Source organism: Streptomyces sp. NPDC007856 (genome assembly GCF_042868225.1).
In the GTDB taxonomy this organism is placed as follows: domain Bacteria; phylum Actinomycetota; class Actinomycetes; order Streptomycetales; family Streptomycetaceae; genus Streptomyces.
Genome location: NZ_JBIAEC010000007.1, coordinates 79,107 through 99,398 on the forward strand (window position 1 = coordinate 79,107; position 20,292 = coordinate 99,398).

Annotated in this window: 17 protein-coding genes; 5 read left to right on the forward strand and 12 right to left on the reverse strand. The window is 72.8% G+C overall.

Annotation, left to right across the window (positions count from 1 at the left end; all coding sequences use genetic code 11):
* Positions 1–25: 25 nt before the first annotated feature.
* Entirely contained in the window at positions 26–439 is a 414-nt protein-coding gene (locus tag ACFYOH_RS18365; RefSeq protein WP_388626727.1) for a hypothetical protein, read from the reverse strand.
* Positions 440–574: 135 nt separating this feature from the next.
* Between ACFYOH_RS18365 and ACFYOH_RS18370 the strand changes: the two genes are divergently transcribed.
* The 3 genes from ACFYOH_RS18370 to ACFYOH_RS18380 all read left to right on the forward strand — a co-directional run bounded on the left by ACFYOH_RS18370 (position 575) and on the right by ACFYOH_RS18380 (position 5,094).
* Positions 575–2,794: an NADP-dependent isocitrate dehydrogenase gene (locus ACFYOH_RS18370; protein WP_388626729.1), complete on the forward strand. Its 2,220-nt coding sequence runs from the start codon at positions 575–577 to the stop codon at positions 2,792–2,794.
* Positions 2,795–2,999: 205 nt separating this feature from the next.
* Positions 3,000–3,779 carry an N-formylglutamate amidohydrolase gene (locus ACFYOH_RS18375; RefSeq protein ID WP_388626731.1) on the forward strand — a complete coding sequence of 260 codons (780 nt, stop codon included), beginning with the start codon at positions 3,000–3,002 and terminating at the stop codon, positions 3,777–3,779.
* A gap of 91 nt (positions 3,780–3,870) precedes the next feature.
* Positions 3,871–5,094 (forward strand): cytochrome P450, encoded by a 1,224-nt coding sequence (locus tag ACFYOH_RS18380; protein ID WP_388626732.1) that lies wholly within the window; start codon positions 3,871–3,873, stop codon positions 5,092–5,094.
* Between the two features lie 22 nt (positions 5,095–5,116).
* Here the strand turns inward: ACFYOH_RS18380 and ACFYOH_RS18385 are convergent, their stop codons facing one another.
* The 3 genes from ACFYOH_RS18385 to ACFYOH_RS18395 are packed head-to-tail and all read right to left on the reverse strand — an operon-like array spanning position 5,117 to position 7,652.
* On the reverse strand, positions 5,117–5,596 hold the full coding sequence (locus ACFYOH_RS18385; RefSeq protein WP_388626734.1) for a hypothetical protein: 480 nt from the start codon (positions 5,594–5,596) through the stop codon (positions 5,117–5,119).
* Positions 5,593–6,231 (reverse strand): RNA polymerase sigma factor, encoded by a 639-nt coding sequence (locus ACFYOH_RS18390; RefSeq protein WP_388626736.1) that lies wholly within the window; start codon positions 6,229–6,231, stop codon positions 5,593–5,595. Before ACFYOH_RS18390 ends, ACFYOH_RS18385 begins: the two co-directional genes overlap by 4 nt.
* On the reverse strand, positions 6,228–7,652 hold the full coding sequence (locus ACFYOH_RS18395; RefSeq protein WP_388626737.1) for a S8/S53 family peptidase: 1,425 nt from the start codon (positions 7,650–7,652) through the stop codon (positions 6,228–6,230). Before ACFYOH_RS18395 ends, ACFYOH_RS18390 begins: the two co-directional genes overlap by 4 nt.
* 85 nt (positions 7,653–7,737) lie before the next feature.
* Between ACFYOH_RS18395 and ACFYOH_RS18400 the strand changes: the two genes are divergently transcribed.
* Entirely contained in the window at positions 7,738–10,341 is a 2,604-nt protein-coding gene (locus tag ACFYOH_RS18400; RefSeq protein ID WP_388626739.1) for a CHAT domain-containing protein, read from the forward strand.
* 8 nt (positions 10,342–10,349) lie between these two features.
* Here the strand turns inward: ACFYOH_RS18400 and ACFYOH_RS18405 are convergent, their stop codons facing one another.
* Entirely contained in the window at positions 10,350–12,059 is a 1,710-nt protein-coding gene (locus tag ACFYOH_RS18405; protein ID WP_388626741.1) for a LuxR C-terminal-related transcriptional regulator, read from the reverse strand.
* Between the two features lie 94 nt (positions 12,060–12,153).
* Here ACFYOH_RS18405 and ACFYOH_RS18410 point away from each other — a divergent pair, with 94 nt between their 5' ends.
* The gene (locus tag ACFYOH_RS18410; RefSeq protein ID WP_388626743.1) at positions 12,154–13,236 is read left to right on the forward strand and encodes a M12 family metallopeptidase; all 1,083 of its coding nucleotides are present in this window, start codon (positions 12,154–12,156) and stop codon (positions 13,234–13,236) included.
* A gap of 112 nt (positions 13,237–13,348) precedes the next feature.
* Here ACFYOH_RS18410 and ACFYOH_RS18415 read toward each other — a convergent pair whose 3' ends face one another.
* The 7 genes from ACFYOH_RS18415 to ACFYOH_RS18445 form a co-directional block, all read right to left on the reverse strand.
* On the reverse strand, positions 13,349–14,731 hold the full coding sequence (locus ACFYOH_RS18415) for an NtaA/DmoA family FMN-dependent monooxygenase (RefSeq protein ID WP_388626745.1): 1,383 nt from the start codon (positions 14,729–14,731) through the stop codon (positions 13,349–13,351).
* A 24-nt stretch (positions 14,732–14,755) separates the two neighbouring features.
* Positions 14,756–15,991 (reverse strand): LLM class flavin-dependent oxidoreductase, encoded by a 1,236-nt coding sequence (locus tag ACFYOH_RS18420; RefSeq protein ID WP_388626747.1) that lies wholly within the window; start codon positions 15,989–15,991, stop codon positions 14,756–14,758.
* A gap of 286 nt (positions 15,992–16,277) precedes the next feature.
* Positions 16,278–17,069, reverse strand: coding sequence for a GNAT family N-acetyltransferase (locus ACFYOH_RS18425; RefSeq protein WP_388626749.1), 792 nt, complete (start codon positions 17,067–17,069; stop codon positions 16,278–16,280).
* Between the two features lie 44 nt (positions 17,070–17,113).
* Positions 17,114–18,139, reverse strand: coding sequence for an ABC transporter substrate-binding protein (locus ACFYOH_RS18430; RefSeq protein WP_388626751.1), 1,026 nt, complete (start codon positions 18,137–18,139; stop codon positions 17,114–17,116).
* 42 nt (positions 18,140–18,181) lie between these two features.
* Entirely contained in the window at positions 18,182–18,973 is a 792-nt protein-coding gene (locus ACFYOH_RS18435) for an amino acid ABC transporter ATP-binding protein (RefSeq protein WP_388626753.1), read from the reverse strand.
* Positions 18,970–19,950 carry an amino acid ABC transporter permease gene (locus tag ACFYOH_RS18440; RefSeq protein ID WP_388626755.1) on the reverse strand — a complete coding sequence of 327 codons (981 nt, stop codon included), beginning with the start codon at positions 19,948–19,950 and terminating at the stop codon, positions 18,970–18,972. Before ACFYOH_RS18440 ends, ACFYOH_RS18435 begins: the two co-directional genes overlap by 4 nt.
* A 186-nt stretch (positions 19,951–20,136) precedes the next feature.
* Positions 20,137–20,286 carry a hypothetical protein gene (locus ACFYOH_RS18445; protein WP_388626757.1) on the reverse strand — a complete coding sequence of 50 codons (150 nt, stop codon included), beginning with the start codon at positions 20,284–20,286 and terminating at the stop codon, positions 20,137–20,139.
* Between the last annotated feature and the right edge of the window lie 6 nt (positions 20,287–20,292).

Sequence of the window (20,292 nt, forward strand, 5' to 3'; positions counted from 1 at the left end):
CCGAGGGCGTCCAGCGAGAAACGGGTCAGCGGGCGGTCGGTACGGATCTCAGGGTGGCGGTCGCGTCGGCCTTCCTGGTCGCGGCGTCGTACGCGAAGTCCAGTGCGTAGGACGAGACCCGGTAGCCCTTGTTGCCGAGGGAGGGGAACACCGGGTCGTCGAGGGTCTCCGGGCCCGGGGCCGCCACGGCCGTGCGCGCCGCGCCATGCGCGCCGCCATGCGCGCCGCCGACGCCGGCGCGGAGGGGCGCGCCCGGGCCGGTGCGCCCACCGTCAGTGCCGCCGCCGTCCCCATCAGCGCGGCCGCCGGGACCGTCACTCTGCTGCGATATCTCATGGTCGCCTTTGCTCGGGCGGCCGTGCGGTCGGTCCGGCCGCCGGTCGATGACGATCACCCGTGGTCCGCGGGCGACGATCACCCGTGGTCCGCGGGCGATCATTTGTCATGGCCGCCAAAGGCGGCTACCGGTTGCGCCGACGCGCGACGTTTTCCGGCCGGGACCCCTGTCGAGCCGAACCCGATCACGAGATATCTTGATGTCGAGCAATGTTGCAGACGTGGAGCGGAGCACCCGGTGACTGACTCGACCATCATCTACACCTACACAGACGAGGCCCCGGCCCTGGCGACGCATTCGTTCCTGCCGGTGGTCCAGGCGTACGCCTCGCAGGCCGGTGTGCCCGTGACGACCCGGGACATCTCGCTGGCCGGACGCATCATCGCCCACTTCCCGGAGTACCTGAACGAGGACCAGCGCATCCCGGACGCCCTGGCCGAGCTGGGTGACCTGGCCAAGACCCCCGCGGCCAACATCGTCAAGCTGCCGAACATCTCGGCGTCCATCCCGCAGCTGCGCGCCGCCGTCGCCGAGCTGCAGGGCAAGGGCTACGCGCTGCCGGACTACCCGGACGACCCGAAGACCGACGAGGAGCGCGAGATCCGCGCCCGCTACGACAAGGTCAAGGGCTCCGCCGTCAACCCGGTGCTGCGTGAGGGCAACTCCGACCGCCGGGCCCCGGCCTCGGTGAAGAACTACGCCAAGACCCACCCGCACCGCATGGGCGCCTGGACCCCCGAGTCCAAGACCAACGTGGCGACCATGGGTGAGAACGACTTCCGCTCCACCGAGAAGTCCGTCGTCATCGCCGAGGACGGCGCGCTGAGGATCGAGCTGGTCGCCGAGGACGGCACCACCACCGTGCTGCGCGAGTCCGTGCCAGTGCTGAAGGACGAGGTCGTCGACGCCTCCGTCATGCACGTCGCCGAGCTGGAGCAGTTCCTCGCCGCGCAGGTCGCCCGCGCCAAGCAGGAGGGCGTCCTGTTCTCCGTGCACCTGAAGGCCACGATGATGAAGGTCTCCGACCCGATCATCTTCGGTCACGTGGTGCGCGCCTTCTTCCCGAAGACGTTCGCGAAGTACGGCGAAACCCTCAAGGCGGCCGGCCTCACCCCGAACGACGGCCTCGGCGGCATCCTCAAGGGCCTGGACAACCTGCCCGAGGGCGCCGAGATCAAGGCCTCCTTCGACGCCGAGATCGCCGAGGGCCCGGCCCTCGCCATGGTCGACTCCGACAAGGGCATCACCAACCTGCACGTGCCCTCGGACGTCATCGTCGACGCCTCCATGCCGGCGATGATCCGCACCTCCGGCCACATGTGGGGCCCGGACGGCCAGGAGGCCGACACCCTCGCCGTCCTCCCGGACTCCTCCTACGCCGGTGTCTACCAGGCCGTCATCGAGGACTGCCGGGCCAACGGCGCCTACGACCCGTCCACCATGGGCTCGGTGCCGAACGTCGGCCTGATGGCGCAGAAGGCCGAGGAGTACGGCTCCCACGACAAGACCTTCGAGGTCCCGGCCGCGGGCACGGTCCGCCTCGTCGACCAGGCCGGCACGGTGCTCATCGAGCAGCCGGTCGCGCAGGGCGACATCTTCCGCGCCTGCCAGACCAAGGACGCCCCGATCCGCGACTGGGTCAAGCTGGCCGTCACCCGCGCCCGCGCCACCGGCGACCCGGCGGTGTTCTGGCTGGACGAGAACCGCGCCCACGACGCGCAGCTCATCGCCAAGGTCCGGCAGTACCTGCCGGAGCACGACACCGAGGGCCTGGACATCCGCGTCCTGTCCCCGGTCGAGGCCACCAAGCTGTCGGTGGAGCGCATCCGCCGCGGCGAGAACACCATCTCCGTGACGGGCAACGTCCTGCGTGACTACCTCACCGACCTCTTCCCCATCCTGGAGCTGGGCACCAGCGCCAAGATGCTGTCGGTCGTCCCGCTGATGGCGGGCGGCGGCCTGTTCGAGACCGGCGCCGGCGGCTCCGCGCCGAAGCACGTCCAGCAGCTGGTCAAGGAGAACTACCTGCGCTGGGACTCCCTCGGTGAGTTCTTCGCGCTCGTCCCCTCCTTCGAGCAGTACGCGACGGCCACCGGCAACGCCCGTGCCAAGGTCCTCGCCGACACCCTCGACCGTGCCACGGCGACCTTCCTCAACGAGGACAAGTCCCCGACCCGTCGCGTCGGCGGCATCGACAACCGCGGCAGCCACTTCTACCTGTCCCTGTACTGGGCGCAGGAGCTGGCGCGGCAGACCGACGACGCCGACCTGGCCAAGGCCTTCGCTCCGCTCGCCGAGACCCTCGCCGCGAACGAGCAGAAGATCGTGGACGAACTGATCGCCGTCCAGGGCAAGCCGGCCGACATCGGCGGCTACTACCAGGTCGACAAGGCCAAGGCGGACGCCGTCATGCGCCCGTCGGCCACCTGGAACGAGGCGCTGGCGTCCCTGCGCTAGTGCCTGCGGCGCCTGAACCGCCCTCGTGAGTGGCCCTCCGCCCCGGCCGGCAGCAACACCGGCCGGGGCGGAGGCATGTGCGGGGCGGCGGGCCAAGCAGGTGCCCCGCGCTCGCACAGGCGAGCCGGATCGCCCTCCCAGACGCGTTACCGCTGTGGCACCTTGTTGCCGCACCACGCCGCTGACGACGCCCCCGGAGCCACCTGTGTCCTCCTTCGAACTCCTGCCGGGTGCCCCCGAGTCGCCCGTCCTGCTGCACGTGCCGCACTCGGCGCGGGCGATCCCCAAGGACGTGCGCGGCGGGATCGTGCTGGACGACGCCGCGCTGGAGCGGGAGTTGGACCACATCACGGACGCGCACACCGCCGAGCTCGCCGAGCGGGCCGCGGGCCTCGCAGCCGTCACGCCATGGCGGCTCGTGAACCGGCTGTCCCGCCTGGTCGTGGACCCGGAGCGGTTCCCGGACGAGCGCGAGGAGATGACGGCCGTCGGCATGGGCGCCGTATACACGCGGACCACGCACCGGAGCGAACTACGGCCCGCGGACACCCATCCGGGGCCGCTGCTGGAGCGGTACTTCCGGCCTTACGCGCGGGCCATGACCGAGGCGGTCGCACAACGGCTGGCGGCGGCCGGGCGGGCCGTCATCATCGACGTGCACTCCTATCCGACCCAGCCGCTGCCCTACGAGCTGCACGGCACCGGGCCGCGTCCACCGGTGTGCCTGGGGACCGATCCCTTCCACACCCCGCCGGAGCTGACGGACGCGGCACGCAAGGCGTTCGCGGACTGCGGGGGTATCGGACTGGACAGCCCCTTCGCCGGGACGTACGTGCCCCTGGAGTTCTACGGCACCGATGCACGGGTCACCGCCCTGATGGTGGAGATCCGCCGGGACACCTACATGGCGGAGCCGGGCGGACCGGCCGGCCCGGGACTTCAACGGCTGGCGGGCGCGCTGGCCGGGCTCGTGGACGCGGTCTGAAGCGCCCCAGCGGCACTCCATCAGGCGCCCGGCCCCCCACCTGGCGCACTCCGACAGGACAACGCCCCGCCCCCATACCAATGTGGTGCGCATGACCGAGGAGACCACGCTCACCGGCCACGCCCCGCCGCCCGTACGGGACTGGCCCACACCCGACCTGGACGGAACGGACTTCGACCCGGTCCTCGCCGGACTGATGCGCGAGGGTCCACTGACCCGGATCCGGCTGCCGTTCGGCGAGGGCTGGGCGTGGCTGGCGACCCGCCATGACGACGTGAAGCTGATCACCAACGACCCGCGCTTCAGCCGCGCCGAGGTGACCGGCCGCCAGGTGACCCGCATGGCGCCGAACTTCGCGCCCCGCCCGGGCTCGCTCGCCTGGGCCGACCAGCCCGACCACAACCGGCTGCGCAAGCCGGTCGCCGGCGCCTTCACGGTGAGCGCCATGAAGCGGCTGCGGCCCCGCGCGCAGGCGGTCCTGGACGAGCTGGTGGAGTCCGTCGTACGGGACGGCCCGCCGGCCGATCTGATGGAGCGGGTGCTGGAGCCGTTCCCGCTCACCGTGGTCAGCGAGGTGATGGGGGTGCCCGCCGCGGACCGGGCGCAGGTGCACGCCTGGACCCGCGAGATCATCTCCACCAACGGGGCCGAGGCGGCCGGCCGGGCCAAGGAGGGCCTGTACGGGTGGATCACCACGACCGTCCGGGCCCGCGCCCACAGCCCCGGCGAGGACGTCTACTCGATGCTGGGCGGGGCCGTGGCGCGCGGGGAGATCAGCGAGGAGGAGGCCGTCGGGCTGGCCGGCCCGCTGCAGATCGGCGGCGAGGCGGTCACGCACAACTGCGGGCAGATGCTGTACCTGATGCTGACCCGGCCGGAGCTGATGGAGCGGATGCGGGCGCGGCCCGAGGCCCGCGGTCCCGTGCTGGACGAGCTGTTCCGGTGGATCCCGCACCGCAGCTCGGTCGGGCTCGCCCGGATCGCGCTGGAGGACGTGGAGATCGCCGGTCACAGGATCGCCGCGGGCGAGCCGGTCTACGTCTCCTACCTCGCCGCGAACCGCGACCCGGCCGTCTTCCCGGACCCGGACCGCATCGACCCCGACCGCGATCCCAACCCGCACGTGGCGTTCGGCAACGGCCCGCACTTCTGCACCGGCACGCTGCTCGCCCGGCTGCAGACCGAGCTGCTGGTGGACACCCTGCTGGACCGGCTGCCCGGGCTGCGGCTCGCGGTGCCGGCCGAGGACGTGCGATGGCGGCACAGGACGATGATCCGCGGGCCGCGGACGCTGCCCGTGACCTGGTCCGTGTGACGTCGTGACGTCCTGAGCGGGGTCAGGCCCGCAGCCACTCGGTGACGATCACCTCCGTGCCGGTCCGCAGCCTGAGGGCGAACGGGCCGGCCGGTGGTGTGTCACTGGTGAAGCGGCCGAGCGTGTCCACCGCGACCGGGAGAGCGGTCCGCGGGCCGCCGAGCACCTCGATGCGCGCGGACTGCGGCGGCAGCACCTGGCCGATCAGCCCGTCCTCGGTGACCTCGACGTCGACGGTGACCTCGCCCGCGCTGAACGTCAGCATCCGCGGGGTGTCCGGCATACCCCGGACCGGCAGCGCGTCCACCAGCGAGTCGAAGGTCAGCTCGGCGATCCGCGCGTCCAGGTCGTGCAAGACATAGGCGTCCAGGGCCACTTGGAGCAGAGTGTCCGGGACCGGGTCGAGCACCGCGGCCGCCTGGCGCAGCTCCTCCTCCAGCAGGGAGTCCGCCAACTCCTCGTCCGTCGTGCCCGGTTCCGGAAACCGATGGTCGTCGTTCACGCCGCACCCCGTGCGTCCATCCGGGCCCGCAGCCGGCGCAGACAGCGCTGGCGCAGCGGTCCGATGCTGCCGACCGCGATACCGAGCGCGGCCGAGATCTCACCGTAGCTGGGCGGCGGGGAGGCCACCAGCACGCGCAGCAGCTGCCGGCAGCGCTCCCCCATGCCGTCCAGCTCCTGCCACAGGCGGCGCACCCGCTCGGCCCGGTCCGCCGCCTCCTCCGAGTCGATCAGCGACTCCTCCGGGGTCCGCTCGTCGCTGGCCCGGTCCAGCACCCGTGGATCGTCCGTCAGGGTCAGCCGGGTCAGGCTCTTGAGCACTTTCAGGCACTCGTGGCGGGCCGTACTGACCAGCCAGGAACCCGCCTTGTCGGGTTCGCGGATCCGGCCCAGATGCTGGGCGAAGCGGAACCACACGGTCTGGTAGACCTCGTGCCCGTCGGCGTCGGAGAGCCGGTGTGCGCGCACGACCGACCACACCAGCGGACTCATCCCTTCCACCAGCGCTTTCCAGGCCGCGGCGTCCCCGTCGACGGCGGACTGGACGAGCGCGCCGACCTCTGTTCGGTCCACGGCTCCACCCCTCGTGTACGGCACGTCATCGTACGCCGTGGAGCGGAGCGTTCCGGACCTCATACGGGCACGGCCGGGGCCACGACCGGGACCGGGAGCCAGCCGGCCGGCCGGAGCGCCGGGACATGCGCCCCCCGCACCACGGCGGTGTCGGTGGTGGCCGCGAGCAGCCGGGCGAGCGCGGTGCGCGGGTCGCGCTCCCCCTGCGCCGCCATCAGCGCGGCGACGAGACCGGCGGCGACCGGAGTGGCGAAGGAGGTGCCGCTCCACTGCGCGAGGCCGTCGAACATCACCTGGTCCGGCTTGGCCCCGGTGCTCTCCCGGCCCTCGCTCAGCACGCCTGTGTGCCGCGGGAACTGACAGGTGCACGGGTAGTCGAAGCCGAACCGGCAGGCGTCGTAGGTGGAGTGCTGGTAGATGTACGGCACGGGGGTGTCGAAGCCGGTGAGGGCGCTGGTGAGGCGCTCGCCGGGGGCGTGGACCCGCACCCAGGGGCCGTGGTTGCTGAAGCAGGCCGCGCCGTCGCCGTCGGCGCGGAGGGCGCCGACCGAGAGCACGCTGTCGGCGTACTCGGGCAGGGCGGCGTAGGCGGCGGGCCAGAACGGTGTGTCGCTGGCGTTGTTGCCGGCGGCGGCCACCAGCAGGGTGCGCCGCTCGCGCAGTTCGCGCATGAACGCGTCCAGGCCGAGCAGGCCGTCGCCGCTCTCGGTCGTGGTGCCGGCGGAGAGGCTGATGATGTCGGGCCAGCCGCCCTGGTCGACCGCTTCGAAGAGCCGGGCGCCGAACTCGGACTCCAGGATCGCCCCGGCGTCGTTCAGGGTGCCGCGGACGGTGATGTCGGTGCTGGGCGCGACGGCCGCGAGGATTCCGGCGATGAAGGTGCCGTGGCCGACGTACTGGCGCAGCACGCCGTCGGCGTCGGTCTCGGCCGTCTGGGCGTCGCCCGTGGTGTGGGCGAGCAGCGAACAGGAGCCGTGGTCGTGCACCAGGCCGGTGTCGATCACGAGGACCCCGACGGCGCTGTCCGCGTCGTAACCGCCGTCGGCGGCGGCCGGGTTGGCCATCTGGGTGCGCGCGACCGGCACCGGCTCGTCGCCGGGGCACGCGTTGACCGCGACGTGCACCACATGGTTGCGGCTCACCAGCCGGCGCCCCTGGCGGTCCTCGGCCTCCCGCACGGCGCGCAGCGCGTGCGGGACGGTGTCGTCACCGGAACTCGGATCGGTGACCCGGATGCGGGTGACGCCGGTGCGGTTGTTCTCCGGGCCGTCCCGCCGGACATGGTCGGGGAGCAGCCCCTCGGTCGCGGTGAAGTGGGCGCGCACGGCGTCCTCGACGACCCGGGCCTCCTCGCCGTCCCGGGCCAGGACGACGCCCTTCTCGTAGAGGAAGTGGGCGTCGTCATCCGGCCCCATGGCAAGGGATGTGTCCGGCATGGAGCGCTGGATGTGCTCGAACTGCTCGTGGAACCGCTGTGGAGCCATGGCCTGTCCTCCCCCTGAAGACGGTGTTCGACAGTGAGAGTCGCGGGGCCACCGTCTGATACAGGTGGCCACTACCATGCGAGACGTGACGGCGGGAAGCGAGTCGGTTCTCGAACTGCTGCCCCTGGTGTTCGCCGACCCGGGCGAGGCCCGGGCACGCGCGGAACAGGTGCTGGGGGCCGGTCCGCCGCCGCTGCACGCCAGCGTCGCCCACCAGGTGCTCGGCATCTGGCAGCGGGACTTCGGGGATCTGCGGATCGCGCTCCGTCATCTGCGCCGAGCCCGGGACCTGGCCGCGCGCGCCGAGTCGGCCGACCGCGAGGCGGATGTGCTCGCCACGCTCGGGGTCGCACTGGTGCACGCGGGGCGCACGCGGCAGGGGCTCACCTCCTTCGAGCGCGGGGTCGCCCGGGGCAGCGGGCACACCCGGGCCCGGGTGCTGTACCGGCGGGCATATGTGTGGTGGGTGCTGGGGCATCACCGGGAGGCGCTGGAGGACGTACGGCGGGCGCTACCCGTGCTGCGGCAGCTCGGGGACGACATCTGGACCGCGCGGGCGTTGACCCTGCGGGCCACCGTGCATCTGGCGCTCGGCGCGGTGGACCGGGCGGTCGCCGACTTCACGGCGGCCGAGCGGCTGTGGGACACCACCGGCCAGGAGCACGACAAGGCCGACGCGGTGGAGAGCCGCGGGCTCGCCGCCTTCCGGTCCGGGGACATCCCGGCCGCGCTGCGGCTGCTGGACGAGGCGGAGGAGCGGTACGCGAAACTCGGCACGCCCACCTACATGCTGGCCCTGCGCCGCTGCGAGGTGTTGATGGCGGCCGGCCTCGCCCCGGAGGCGCTCGCCGAGGCGGACGCGACGATCGCGCTGCTGGACCGGATCGGCGGGCAGTCCACCCGCAAGGCCGAGCTGCTGCTGGCCGCCGCGCGGGCCGCCCGTTCGGCCGGGGACGCGCACACCGCCGTGGCCCGCGCCGCCGTCGCCGTACGGCTGTTCGCGGCGCAGCGCCGGATGTGGTGGGAGCAGCACGCCCGGCTGGTGCTGATCGAGGCGCGGGTGGCGGCCGGGCGCCGCTCGGGGCGGCTGGTGGCGGACGCGGCGGCGGTCGCCGAGAAGCTGGCCTCCTTCGGCTCCCCCGCGGCACCGGAGGCCTCCCTCCTCGCGGGCCGGATCGCGCTCGCACTGGGCTGGACCGCCGACGCCGAACGCCACTTGGCGGTGGCCGCGCGCAGCCGGTACGGCGGCCCGCCGCCGGCCCGGGTGACGGGCTGGGCGGCGCAGGCGCTCCGGGCGCGCGCGGCCGGGTCCCGGCGGGGCGTGCTGGAGGCCTGCCGGCGCGGCCTGGACGTGCTGGACGACCACCGGATGACCCTCGGCGCCTCCGAGCTGCGGGCGCACGCCACCGCGCAGGGCGCCGAACTGGCGGCGCTCGCCCAGGAGGTGAGCCTCGCCCACGGCGGTCCCCGCCGGCTGCTGGAATGGAGCGAGCGCTGGCGGGCGACCGTGCTGTCCGCCCCGCCCACCCGGCCGCCCGCCGACCCGGCACTGCTGAGCGGTCTGACCGCCTACCGGGAGATCGCGGCCCGCGCCGAGGAGGCCCGGATGGAGGGCCGTCCGGTGCCTGCGCTGGAGCGCGAACAGCGGCGCCTGGAACGGGAGATCCGCTCCCGCACCCACCACATACGCGGCTCCGCGCCGCACGAGGGCGACCGCTTCGAGGTGGCCCGGCTGCTGGACCGGCTCGGCGAGGCACGCCTGGTCGAACTCGCCGTGGTCGGCGGGCGGGTGCACGTCCTGCTGTGCGGACAGGGCCGGGTGCGGCGGTTCACCGGCGGCCCGCTGGCCGAGGCGGTGGCCGAGGCCGAGTACGTCCAGGCCGGGCTGCGGCGCCTCGCCCACCCCGGCGCCGAGGCCCGGCTGCCGCTGGTGGAGGCGGCGGGGCTGCGGCTGCAGGAACTGCTGCTTGGCGGGGCTGTACCGCATCTTGGCCCGGGCCCGGTGGTGGTCGTGCCACCGGGGTCGCTGCACCGGGTGCCGTGGGCGCTGCTGCCCGCGCTGCGCGAGAGGGTGCTCAGCGTGTCCCCGTCGGCGGGCAGCTGGCTGCGTGCCCGCGAGACCGAGCCGCCGCCGGGCGGCCGGCATGTATTGGTGCGCGGACCGGGCCTCGCCACCGGCGGCGCGGAAGTACCGGAACTGGCCGCCCGCTACGGCACGGCGACCGTCCTGGAGGGCGACGCCGCCCAGGTCCCGCGGGTCCTGGAACACCTCGACGGCGCGGCACTCGCCCACCTCGCGGCCCACGGCACGTTCCGCGCCGACAGCCCGCTGTTCTCCGCCCTGCGCATGGCCGACGGCCCGCTGATCGTGCACGACTTCGAACGGCTCACCCGCAGCCCGTACCGGATCATTCTCTCCAGCTGCGACACCGCCCGCCTCGCCTCCGTCGGCGCCGACGAACTCCTCGGTCTCGTCACCGCGTTGCTGCCGCTCGGCACGGCCGGGGTGGTGGCGAGCAGCGCACCGGTCAACGACGCCGCCGTGGTCCCCCTGATGCTGGCGCTGCACAAGGGCCTGGGCGCGGGGCTCTCGTTGGCGGAGGCACTTCGGGATGCCCGCAGCGCGCTGCCGGGAGACGCGGTGCACCAGGCGACGGGATGGGCCTTCGCGGCCTTCGGGGCGGCGTGAGAACGCCCTCACGCCGATGCACAGAGCAACGGCAACGCTCCCCGATCGGCGGTGCCGAGACGGCTGTAGGCGCTGTACAGATGATTCCCCACCGTCCGCACGGACAGGGTCAACCGCTCGGCGATCTCCCGGTTACTCAGCCCCGCCGCCGCGAGCGCGACGATCTGCCGCTGCCGGGCGGTGAGTTCGCCGAGGACCAGCCCGGCCAAGGCGGGCGTCCGTGCGCCCTGGCAGCGCCGCGCGAGCGCCACCGCGCGGGTCCGGGACGCCCGCGCGGCACGCGGATCGCGGTGCACCCGCACGGCCTGCGCCCGGGCCTCGGCCGCGAACAGCAGGAAGCCGTGCTCTCCCAGGGCCTCGGCGGCCCGGTCCAGGCCGTCCCCGTCCCTTCGCGCCAGCGCGTCGGCGTGCCGCGCGAACACGCTCCCCGCAGGCAACCGCCCGGCCGCCCGTTCCGGGTAACCGAGGCGTACGGCGTCGTACCGGGCGTACACGTCGTCCTCCCCGCTCGGGCCCGACTCCCCACCGGCCCGGCGAAGTTCCGCACGGCATCCGTCATCTCCCGGCGCGCCCCGCAGCCCCTCCCGCGCCCAGGCGGCGGCGTCCCGGACCTCCCCTCGCAGCCATGCGAACCGGGCGCGCACGGCGGCGTACCCGGCCGGGAGCACCGCACCCTCCGCCACCAGCCACTCCCCCATCGGGGTGGGCACCGACCGCACATCGAGCCGCTCGATCGCCCGCACCAGGAGCCGCCGTTCGGCCTCAAGGGCCGGACCGTGGTCGCGCGGCGCGCCGGCCAGCCGACGGGCCCGCAGCCGGCCGACCGTGGCGCGCAGGGCCGCCCCGTGCAGGGGGTGGGCGAGGGTGACCGCGCCGTCCTGGTCGTCGACATGGATCAGCCCGTCGGCCTCCAGCGGCTCCAGGACCTCCGGTTCGAGGTCGTCCAGCGGCAGGGGCAGCGGCTCGGCGAAGGCCAGGCGCTCCAACGTGTCCCGTTCATCCGAGCGGGAGCGTTCGAGCACCGGGGCGAGCCGCTCCCGTACGGCCGCGGTGACCGGCAGCGGCCCCCGCCAGGCCCGTTCCTGCGTACCAGGCACGGGAATCAGCCGCCCCGTCCTGCCCAGCGCGGCGACCAGGTCGCGCAGCAGCCGCAGATCGCCCCGGCACATCCGGTGCAGGCGGCGGACGGTGAGCGGTTCCAGCCCGGCGGCGGCGAGCAGCTGGGCGACGTCCTCGCCGGGCAGCGGTTCGAGGGCCAGCCGGGGCAGCAGTTCACCGGTCCACAGCCGGGAGACCGCGCCGGGCGCGGGCACGCCGTCCACCGCGGCCACGACGAGCCGGGTGCGGCCGTGCACGGCGAGCTGGTGGACGAGGGCGGCGGAGGCCTCGTCCAGCAGATGCGCGTCGTCCACGACGAGGAACCGTACGCCGGACAGGATCCGCACCGCGCGGTGCAGCGAGACGGTGTCGGGCAGCAGGTGGGCGAACGCCGCGAAGGGCAGGCCCCGGGTCTCGGGCGTGCCGGTGACCAGGGCGTGCTCCGTGCCCCGGACCGCTTCCCTGATCAGCCGGGTCTTGCCGTGGCCGGCCGGCCCGGTCACCACGATGCCGTGCCCGCCGCCGGCCGACGAGGCGCGGACCAGTTCCAGTTCGTCCTCCCGCCCGGTGAACGGCCAGGGCAGCTGAAGCGTCTTGGCGTCCTGCTCGTAAGTCCTCACACCATGCAGAGCGCGGGTACTCAGGTTTGATACAGGGCGACTTGAGTAGCCCCCGACTCAAGCGCCCGGCCGCGGGGGCGGGCACGCTGGCCGCATGACCCGACGCCTCTGCTCGCTCCCACGGCGGCCGGCCCCGTGCTTCGCACCGGGGCTGACCGCCGAGCGGCAGGACGCGCTGCTCGCCGGGCGGCGGATGTGGGTCAACGGCACCGTCCTGCACTACTACCTCTACGGCGGCTCCGACGCCTCGGTGATCCCGGTCCCCGGGACCGGTGAGCTGCGCCGGGTGCCGTGGGCCGGCGGCGAGGAGCAGCGGGACATCGTCCGCGAAGCCTTCCGCGAGTGGCAGGGACTCGGCATCGGCGTGACGTTCGCCGAGGTCGGCGACCCGCGCGAGGCTGAGCTGCGGATCGGCTTCCAGGCCGGCGGCGGTTCCTGGTCGGCGGTGGGCCGGGAGGCGCTGTCGGTCGGCCGGAGCGAACGCACCATGAACCTGGGCTGGGACGTGGCCGGGCCCGGGGAGCGCGGCACGGTGCTGCACGAGATCGGGCACGCGCTCGGCATGGTGCACGAGCACCAGAGCCCGTACGCCGGGCTGCACTGGGACGACGAGGCCGTGTACGCCGAGCTGGCGGGCCCGCCGAACTTCTGGAGCCGGGAGACGGCGTACACGAACGTCCTGCGCGAGCTGGACGCGGGCGAGGCGAGCGGTTCGGTGTGGGATCCGCAGTCGGTGATGACGTTCCCGTTCGGGCCGGGGCTGGTGCTGGAGCCGGAGCAGTACCGCGGGGGGCTGTCTCCGTCCGGTGACCCGTCCCCGGCCGACAAGGAGTTCGTGCTGCGCTGGTACCCGCCCGCCGACCCGGCCGGGCCGGCCGAGCTGCTGCCGTTCCGGTCGGCCCCGCTCGGCCTCGGGCCGGGCGAGCAGGCCGACTTCACCGTCGAGCCGCCGGAGACCCGCGACTACACCGTGGGCACCTTCGGCGACGCCGACGCGATGCTCGTGGTCTTCGAGGAGCGCGACGGGGTGCCGCGCTTCCTCGCGGGCCACGACGACGGCGGCACGCCGGACAACGCCGCCGTCGGGGTCCGGCTCGTCAAGGGCCGCCGCTATGTCGTCCGCGTCCGCCTCTACTCCACCTGGGGTTCGGGGGAGACGGCGGTCATGTGCTGGTGACAGCACACGGACGACACCGACCACATGTCCGGCACCGGGGGAGCGGTCGCGGTCGTCACCTACGGGGGAGGTGACGACCGCGACCACGCTGTGCGCGGTGACCGCGAGGACCTCAGGATGCGGCCCGTGGGCGCGAGGCGCCGGAGTCCGCGTCCGGGTGGGCGAGGCCGAGGTGGTCGCGCAGGGTCGTGCCCTCGTAGTCGGCGCGGAACACACCCTGTTCCTGGAGCAGGGGTACGACCTTGTCGGCGAAGGGGTCGAGGCCGCCGGGGGTGATGTGCGGGACGAGGATGAAGCCGTCGGAGGCGTCCGCCTGCACGAAGTCGTTGATGGTCCGGGCGACGGTCGCCGGGGAGCCGACGAAGGTCTGCCGGTTGCCGGTGTTGATGACCAGCTCGCGGATGGACCACTTGTTGGCCTCGGCGAGCTGCCGCCACTCACGGGCGATGGCGATCGGGTCCCGGTACATCCGCACCTGGGCGCGGCCCCGGGAGATGTGCTCCTCGCTCACCACCGGGTCGACGTCGGGCAGCGGGCCCTCCGGGTCGTAGGCCGACAGGTCCCGGTTCCAGACGAACTCCAGGTGCTTGAGGGCGGTCGCACCGCTGACCTGCTGCCGGCGCACCTCGCGGGCGAGTTCGGCGGCCTCCTGGTCGGTGTCGCCGAGGACGAAGGTGGCGGCGGGCAGGATGAGCAGCTGGTCGGGGCGGCGGCCGTACCTGGCGAGGCGGGACTTGACGTCGGTGTAGAAGGCCTGGCCCTCCTTCAGCGTGGAGTAGCGGCTGAAGATCGCGTCCGCGTCGGACGCCGCGAACTCGCGGCCCTCGTCGGAGTCGCCGGCCTGGAAGATCACCGGGCGGCCCTGCGGGGAACGCGGGACGTTGAACCGGCCGTGGATGTCGAAGTGCTGCCCCTGGTGGACGAAGGCGCCGGCCTTGGCGTCCCGCAGGAAGGTGCCGGTGGCCTGGTCGGCGACGATCTCGTCGCCACGCCAGGAGTCGAAGAGTTCGTGCGCGGTGGCGAGGAACTCCTTGGCGCGGGAGTAGCGCTCCTCCTGCGGCAGGAAGCCGCCGCGGCGGAAGTTCTCGCCGGTGAAGGCGTCCCAGGAGGTGACCACGTTCCAGGCGGAACGGCCGCCGGAGAGGTGGTCGAGGCTGGCGAACTGGCGGGCCACCTCGTAGGGCTCGTTGAAGGTGGAGTTGATGGTGCCGGTCAGGCCGAGCCGGTCGGTGACGGCGGCCAGTGCGGCCAGCACGGTGAAGGTGTCGGGGCGGCCGACGACGTCCAGGTCGTAGATCTTGCCGCTCTGTTCGCGCAGCCTGAGTCCCTCGGCGAGGAACAGGAAGTCGAATTTGGCGCGTTCGGCGGTCCGCGCGAAGTGCGCGAATGAGCTGAACTCGATGTGGCTGCCGGCGGCCGGGTCACTCCACACGGTGGTGTTGTTGACACCGGGGAAGTGGGCGGCCAGATGGATCTGCTTCAGCGGCTTGCTCATGGTGCGGTCGTCCTCTCCGGCTGCTCAGGCGATGGCTGCTGCGGCATAGCGGTTGGCGGGGCGGGCGAGGCCGAGCAGGCCGCGCAGGGTGTCGGCCTCGTAGGCCTCCCGGAAGCGGCCCCGGCGCTGCAGTTCGGGCACGAGGTCACGGCTGATGCGGGGCAGATCGTGCCCGGCGACGGCGGGCCGCAGCCGGAACCCGGTCAGACCGCTCGCCGCCAACTCCCCCATCAGCTCCGCGAGTTGGCTGGCCGTACCGGTGAAGATCCGGGCGTCGCCGGTGTACGGCTCCCCCGCGAGCGCGTCCAGCCGCTCCCGCCTGGCCTCGGCCTCGGCCCGGCTGTCGTCGAGGAAGACGACGAGGTCGCCGAAGATGTGCAGGGTGTCCCCGATACGGCCCGCCGCCCGCTGCTCGGCGCGGATCTCGGCGACGATCGCCCGGGCCTGCTCGGCGTCGTGGGGGGTGACATAGCCGACGTCGGCCTGGCGGGCGACGAGGCGGTACGGGACGGTCCAGTGGGCGAGGGCGGTGACCAGCGGCTGGCCCTGGGGCGGGCGGGGGGTGATCGAGGGGCCCTTGACGCTGAAGTGGCGGCCCTCGAAGTCGATGTAGTGCAGCTTGTCCCGGTCGATGAAGCGGCCCGTCGCCGCGTCCCGGATCTCGGCGTCGTCCTCCCAGCTGTCCCAGAGCCGGCGCACCACCTCCACATGGTCGGCGGCCTCGTCGAACAGCTCGGTGACGATGTCCTGTGCGGCGGGGCTGTCGTAGGCCTCGATCCGGCCGATGGTACGGCGGCCGAAGTGGGCGGCCTCGTTCGGGCGGGCGCTGATCTGCACCCGCAGCCCCGCGCGGCCGGTGCTGACGTAGTCGAGGGTGGCGATCGCCTTGGAGATGTGGAACGGCTCGGTGTGCGTGGCCACCACGGTCGGGACCAGACCTATGTGCCGGGTGAGCGGGGCCACTCGGGAGGCGACGAGGACCGCGTCCAGCCGGCCGCGCACCTGGTCGATGCGCTCGTCGGGGTCGAGGAAGTCCGCGGACTGCGGCCCGAGGCCGTCCTCGATGGTGACGAAGTCGAGGAGGCCGCGTTCGGCCTCGGCGATCAGATCGGCCCAGTAGCCGGCGGTGAACAGGTCCCGGGGGCGGGCGACCGGCTCACGCCAGGAGGCGGGGTGCCAGCCGGTGCCGTCCAGGGCGACGGCAAGATGCAGAGGGGAAGCGGGAGTTGAGGACACGTCGGTGCCTTCCTTGATGTCCATGACGGATGTCCGTGGCGAGAACACCGGCTCGCGAGGGCAGACGTCGGCGAGGGTGAGCGCGGCAGGGGCGGACCCGGGCCTTGGGGCTCGTCAGGCCGGGGAGAAGGTCAGTGGCGACAGAGCGCGGCGGACACGCGCTGGAGATCTATGTGCGGCCGGGATATCAGACGGACGGAGCGGTACGGGCGCGGAGCGCGCAGCAGGAGTACACGTGTCACGCCCGTCACCTCCGTCCGTCGGGCGGGGCGGGCCGGTTGGGCGACCGCCTCGCGGATCTCGTCATGAGTCACAACGCGCAGCCGACCGCGGTTGTTCCCACCCGGCCGTCCGCGATTGCTCCCACGCCGCGAACCCGCTCGCGTGTGTCCTCGCTGCGGACCCGCACGATCCGCGAGCGGCGGCGCAGGGTGAACCCGATCGACTCGTACAGCCGGATCGCCGGTGTGTTGTCCGCGGCGGCATGCAGGAACGGGCTGTCCCCGCGCTCCCGGATCCCCCACGCGACCGCCCGCACCAGCCGGGTGGCCAGCCCCCGTCCGCGGTGGTCCGGGTCGGTGCACACGGCGCTGATCTCGGTCCAGCCGGGCAGCCGCAGCCGCTCCCCCGCCATCGCGATCAGCCGCCCCTCGTGCCGTATGCCGAGGTAGGTGCCCATCTCGACGGTCCGCCGCAGGAACGGGCCGGGCCGGGTCCGGGCGACGAGGCCGAGGATCTCGGGGACGTGGGCGGGCCCGAGCCGTACCGCGTCCGGGGCGGGTTCGGCGCGCAGCGCGGTGTCGACCAACTGCACGCCCTCCCCGCTGACTTCGACCCGCCAGCCGTCGGGCACCCGGTCGACGGGCTTGATCCGTACAGCGGTTCCGGGGCCGACGAGGACACGCAGGTCGTCCCAGGCGGCCGGGTCCGCCGGGTCGGCGAGCGCGGCGAAGGCGTAGAGGCCGTCCCGGTAGCGTGCCGCACGGCCGAGGCGTTCGGCCAGGTGGGCGTGCGGACCGGACAGCGCGGCCCAGACTGCGTTGTCGAGCACATGGGTGCCGGACGGGGCTCCGCCTCCGCGGAGGTCGGTCTGCTGGGGCACGGAGGCGGAGTCCTCTCCACTTGACTCGAACGGGGCTGTGTGGGTCAGGAGTTGTCCAGCGGCAGCCCCGGCGGGTTCACCTCGGACTTGGCGACGACCTCGTTGGAGAGGTTGTAGGCCTTGAGCCACTCGGCGTACTGACCGTTCCTGATCAGGTAGTTGATGGCGTCGGCGAGCGGCTTGGCGAGACCGCTGTCCTTCTTCGCGGTCGCCGCGATCAGGCCCTGGAGGGTCTCGCCCGCGCCGGAGAACTTGCCCGCGTTGCGGGTGGCGTTGGGCGTGTTCGCGACCTGGGTGATGTGGTACGCGATACCGGGATTGGGGCCGAAGTAGGCATCGATCTTGCCGCTGGCGAGGGCCAGGTAGGTGCTGTTGTGGTCCTGGTAGTACTTGACGTCGAGCTTCTTGCCCTCCTTGGCCAGCTTGGCCTTCCACTCCAGGAGGATCCTCTCCTGGTTGGTTCCGGAACCGACGGAGACGGTCTTGCCCGCGAGGTTCTCGTAGTTGCCGTCGAAGTTCCAGGTGCTCTTCTTCGGCACCTCCCAGGCGAGGTTGTCCTGCCGGTAGGAGGCGAACTCGTATTTCTTCTTGCGCTCCTCGGTGTCGGTGACGTTGGAGAAAGCGACGTCGACCTTGCCGCTGTCGATGCCGACGAAGAGGTTCTCCCAGGTGAAGTTCCTCAGCTCCGGCTTGAGGCCGAGAACCGCGGCGACCAGGCGGCCGAGGTCGGGTTCGGAGCCGGTGAGGGTCTTCTGGTCGCTGCCCACGTACGCCAGCGGCGGGAACCCGGCCGGCAGGGCGCCCTCGCCGATGACGAGTCTGCCGCTCTTGCGGATGGAGGCGGGCAGTTCGGCGCTGATGGACTTCACTTCGGACACCTTGATGGCGGTCTGCCTGGCGGCGCCGTTGGAGACCTGACCGACGACGACCTCGTCGGACCTGGCGCTGTCGGTGGTGGTGGCCGCGTCGCTGTTGCCACCGCAGGCGGCGAGCCCGGTGGCGAGGGTGGCGGCGGCGGTCGCGGCGGTGATGCCGCGTGTCAGGCTGCTTCGGGAGAGGTGGCTGCGCATGGCTGTCCTTGTCGTTCGGAAGCTACGGGGGTCACGGGGAGGTCAGAGGACCTTGGCGAGGAAGTCGCGGGTCCGTTCGTGGCGGGGCCGGTCCAGCACCTCTTCCGGCGGGCCTTGTTCGACGATCCGGCCGCCGTCGATGAAGACGATCCGGTCGGCCACCTCGCGGGCGAAGCCGATCTCGTGGGTGACGATGACCAGGGTGGTGCCGCTGGTGGCCAGGTCCTTGATGACGGAGAGCACCTCGCCGACCGTCTCGGGGTCGAGCGCGGAGGTCGGCTCGTCGAAGAGGATGATGCCGGGGCGCAGCGCGAGGGCGCGGGCGATGGCGACGCGCTGCTGCTGTCCGCCGGAGAGTTGGCGCGGGTAGGCGCCGGTACGGTCGCCGAGGCCGACCCGGCTGAGCAGTTCCCGGGCGAGTTCGCGGGCCTCGGACCGCGCGAGCCGGCCGGTGGCGACGGGCGCGGCGGCGACGTTGTCGAGGACGGTCAGATGCGGGAAGAGGTTGAAGTTCTGGAAGACGAAGCCGATCCGGCCGCGCTGGGCCAGAATGGCGCGCTCGCTGAGCTCCTTGAGCCGGCCGCCGTTGCCGCGTTTGACGCCGATGAGCTCGCCGCCGACGCTGACGTGGCCGACCTCGGGTTTCTCCAGGTGGTTGATGACCCGCAGCAGCGTGGACTTGCCGGACCCGGAGGGCCCGATGACGACGGTGACCTCGCCGGGCCGCACGGTCAGGTCGATGCCGTCCAGGACGCGATGGGTGCCGTACCACTTGTGGACGTCGTGGACCTCCAGCGCGGCCGGGGTGGTCTCCAGGGTGGCGGTGGCGGTCATACGGCGGCCTCCCTGCGCAGCCGGGCCCGGAACTCGGCGAGGCCCGCGCGCGCCTTCTGAAGCGGGGTCGGCGGCAGGGCGCGGGTGGCGCCCCGCGCGAAGTACCGCTCGACGTAGTACTGGACGACGGACACGGCGCTGGTGAGGATCAGGTACCAGACGGTGGCGACCAGCAGCAGCGGCACGATGTCGCCGGGGTAGGTGCTGCCCATGGTCTGCACGGAGCCGAAGAGGTCGAGCAGCGACACGTAGAACACCAGCGAAGTGCTCTTGATCAGGCCGATGAGCTGGTTGACGTAGTTCGGCGTGATGGACCTGAGGGCCTGCGGGAAGACGATCCGGGTGAACTGGTAGCCCCTGGGCAGGCCGAGCGCGGCCGCCGCCTCGTGCTGGCCCTGGTCGACGGAGAGGATGCCACCGCGGACGACCTCCGCCGCGTACGCCGCCTCGTTGAGGCTGAGCCCGACCACGGCGACCGTCATGTCGGTGGCGAGTCTGGACTCGTCGAAGGTGACGAAGGCGGGGCCGAAGGGGATGCCGAGGCTCACCGTCTTGTACAGGGCCGAGAAGTTGTAGAGGAAGATCAGGACGACGATCAGCGGCACCGAACGCAGCAGCCAGGTGTAGGTCCAGCTCACGGCGCGCAGCACGGGGCTGCCGGACTGCCGGCCGAGGGCCAGCAGGATGCCGCCGAGGAGGCCGAAGACGGCGCTGAGCGCGGCGACTTCGAGGGTGACGAGGAGTCCGTCCAGGACGGTGGGGCGCAGGAACCAGTAGCGGAAGCGGTCCCACTGGTAGAACGGGTTCGTGGCCAGTCCGTGCAGGAACTGCGCGACGAGCACGAGGACGACGGCGCCGGCGATCCATCGGCCGGGACGACTCAACGGCTGAACTCGCTGTGGCTTTAGAAATTTTGACTGTATGTCGGCTGGTGGCGCCTCGGCGAGGGAGACGGCGGCGCCTGGGGGTTCACTCATGGCGGGCTCCGGCGGAGTCGGACACCCCGGTCGCGGCGCGCGGGCGCGGGCGCCGCGACGGCACTACGGCACGAGGCGGCGCACGGCGGCGGACGGGAACCGTGGGCAGGGCGGGCAACGGCACACCGGCGCAGCGGTGTGCGTCAGGAACACGGCGGCTGGAGAATGCAGGGCTGGAAAGGGTCGTCAGCCCCGGCAGCGGGCAGAGCCCGGTGCGGTACACAGTGCGCTGTTGACGCGGAGCAGATCGACGGCGCGGTCGGCGACGAGGAGCCCGGCGTACGACCGTACGCAGCCCTGGGCGCGGCTCGCGGCCGTCCTGAGAGCTGCGTACATGGCACC